Annotated in this window: 2 protein-coding genes and 1 tRNA gene; all 3 read right to left on the bottom strand. The window is 57.3% G+C overall.

The features are described 5' to 3' along the window. Positions 1-54: 54 nt before the first annotated feature. Positions 55-1,350 carry a site-specific integrase gene (locus H261_RS22670; protein WP_008622622.1) on the bottom strand — a complete coding sequence of 432 codons (1,296 nt, stop codon included), beginning with the start codon at positions 1,348-1,350 and terminating at the stop codon, positions 55-57. After that, on the bottom strand, positions 1,268-1,726 hold the full coding sequence (locus H261_RS25250; protein WP_152427089.1) for a DUF6538 domain-containing protein: 459 nt from the start codon (positions 1,724-1,726) through the stop codon (positions 1,268-1,270). The genes H261_RS22670 and H261_RS25250 overlap by 83 nt, the downstream gene beginning before the upstream one ends. Positions 1,727-1,792: 66 nt before the next feature. After that, positions 1,793-1,868: transfer RNA gene (locus H261_RS22665), tRNA-Ile, on the bottom strand. Positions 1,869-2,013: the final 145 nt, after the last annotated feature.

Here is a 2,013-nt window from a genome sequence, read left to right as displayed (position 1 = left end):
CCCATCTCCGCAGCGACAAGATGGGCTATGGGGGCACCGGGAATAGAAGATGATTTAACTACCACTTCGCATAATTATGTCGGATTTCTGGTTCAGTAACGTGGTGCATAACTCAGGCCAGTGCAGTTGTTCCAATGCATCCGACAATTGCCGCAAAGTGTAACCATCTTTAAAGTAGTTCTGTTGGGTAACGCCAGCCTGAGCATGTCCGACGATGGCTTTAACGATGGGTTCGGGGATACTGGCCTGCATCAGGAATGTTACCACGGTGTGCCGCAGGCTGTGGAAAACCAAGCCCTTATCGGTCAGCCCGATCTTGTCCAAGAAGGTGTCGTTGAACCAGCGGCCCAGCGAGCGACCCCAGCCATTTTTTGGACAGTAGGAAAAGTCTGGGAACAGCTTCTTCGCTCCCTTCTCGCACATGGCCTCCACATGTTTTAGCAAGCCAAGATCGATCAACCGGGAATGGATCGGCACCAGCCGTTTGGATGCGCCTGTTTTAAGCTGCTTCCCGTCATCGTCGTCATTCACGTCAAAGCACCATATGCCTTGCTCCTGGCGAATGTCAGACAAGTGGATTTGCGAAATTTCGTTCAGTCTGGCCCCGGTGTACAGCCCGATAAGCGGCCCCCATTTCTGGTAATCCTTGTGGATCAATCCGTTCTTGTTGTGAACCAGTTCAGCCAGCATGGTGCTGACCTGATCGGCTGAAAAAGCATCTCGTCCACCTTTGCCCGGCTTCTTGGTCTGGCGAATGGTAAAGCCCGAGAACACGGCATCGTCCACATACCCATTGTTCTTGGCCCAGATGAACAATCCGGCATAGGTGGCGAGGTACTTGTTGATAGTCTGGACGTTCAGCTTCTCGACGCCAGGAACCGCAATGGCTTCCGCAAGCGATAGCCCCTTGGTTTTGGCGATCTTATTGCGGTTCTTGGGGAAGACGAGGAGGGTTTCCTTCACTTCACGGGCCTTTGGCGCGGTCACGGCGCGGATGTCAGTCTCGGCCCCAAGGATTTCGTACAGCAAGGCGATGTGTTCGCCTTTCTCGAATTCGGTTTTCTTGGCCCAACGCTCGCCGCGAATGTTCTCTTCGATATAGCGTTCGCCAACCTCCCGCAGGGTTGCCACGGGTTCGGCAACGGCGGGAGCCTCCGACACAACGGCAACCGCTTGCGTGAAGCTGTAGCCATCAAGCGCCCGGTCATGCTCCAGCACGGCGCTGCACCAATCCCGGTACGCCTTCTTGAATTCGACCCGCAGGCTTTCATATGCCGGGGAAGCCGGATCGACGGATAGCCCGTACATGGCGATAAACCGGCCAAGGAGGGCGGTATCGTCCTCGCCCATCAATTTGGGCCTCGTTCCTGTCCAAAGCGTCCTGTGCGAAGGCTGCGCCGTTTTTCAGGGCCTGCACCATCTCCCGATCCAAACGCCCCGTATCGGCAATCTGCGCTTGTTTCCGCTCAAGGGCGTCGGAGAAGTGGCGCTTAACAACGGCGCGGATGTCCTCGTATTTCATGCCCGTTGCGGTTCCCTTGGCGATCAAGCGTTCCGCTGAGTATCCCAGGGATCGAGCCAGTTGCAAGGCCCGGCGCTTATCACAGGTTTCCAGCGACACCTTGACCGTGGAAGGTCTGCCCTGGGGATGCAGAGCCTTGGGTAGCGGCCAACGCAGGTAGAAAACCCGGTGGCGCGAGAGGTGCAGATAGGCGGGAGCGTGCAAGCCAATGTTCCACCTTGATGTCCCGCCAGGGGTTCATCAAGGCTAAGTCATTGACTTTGCAGGGAATGGTGGGCCCGGCAGGACTCGAACCTGCAACCAGACCGTTATGAGCGGCCGGCTCTAACCATTGAGCTACAGGCCCCACCTGGGGCGACCATAACCGAGGCGCGTCCGAATGCAAGGGGGCAGAGGCTCCCTTTTGCACGATCATGGGCAAGGGAAGGGTGGTTTGGAGGCCCTGCCTCCAACCGGGTCCGGGCGGGAGCCCGGAAAGGCGCGAGCCGATG

Origin of the sequence: Paramagnetospirillum caucaseum (assembly GCF_000342045.1) — a bacterium.
Taxonomy (GTDB): domain Bacteria; phylum Pseudomonadota; class Alphaproteobacteria; order Rhodospirillales; family Magnetospirillaceae; genus Phaeospirillum; species Phaeospirillum caucaseum.
This window is presented reverse-complemented; position numbering and strand designations above follow the sequence as displayed.

What these genes read in the sequence shown, in the direction of transcription:
- H261_RS22670 (WP_008622622.1), bottom strand. Translation starts at nt 1,350, where the DNA reads ATGGGCGAGGACGATACCGCCCTCCTTGGCCGGTTTATCGCCATGTAC.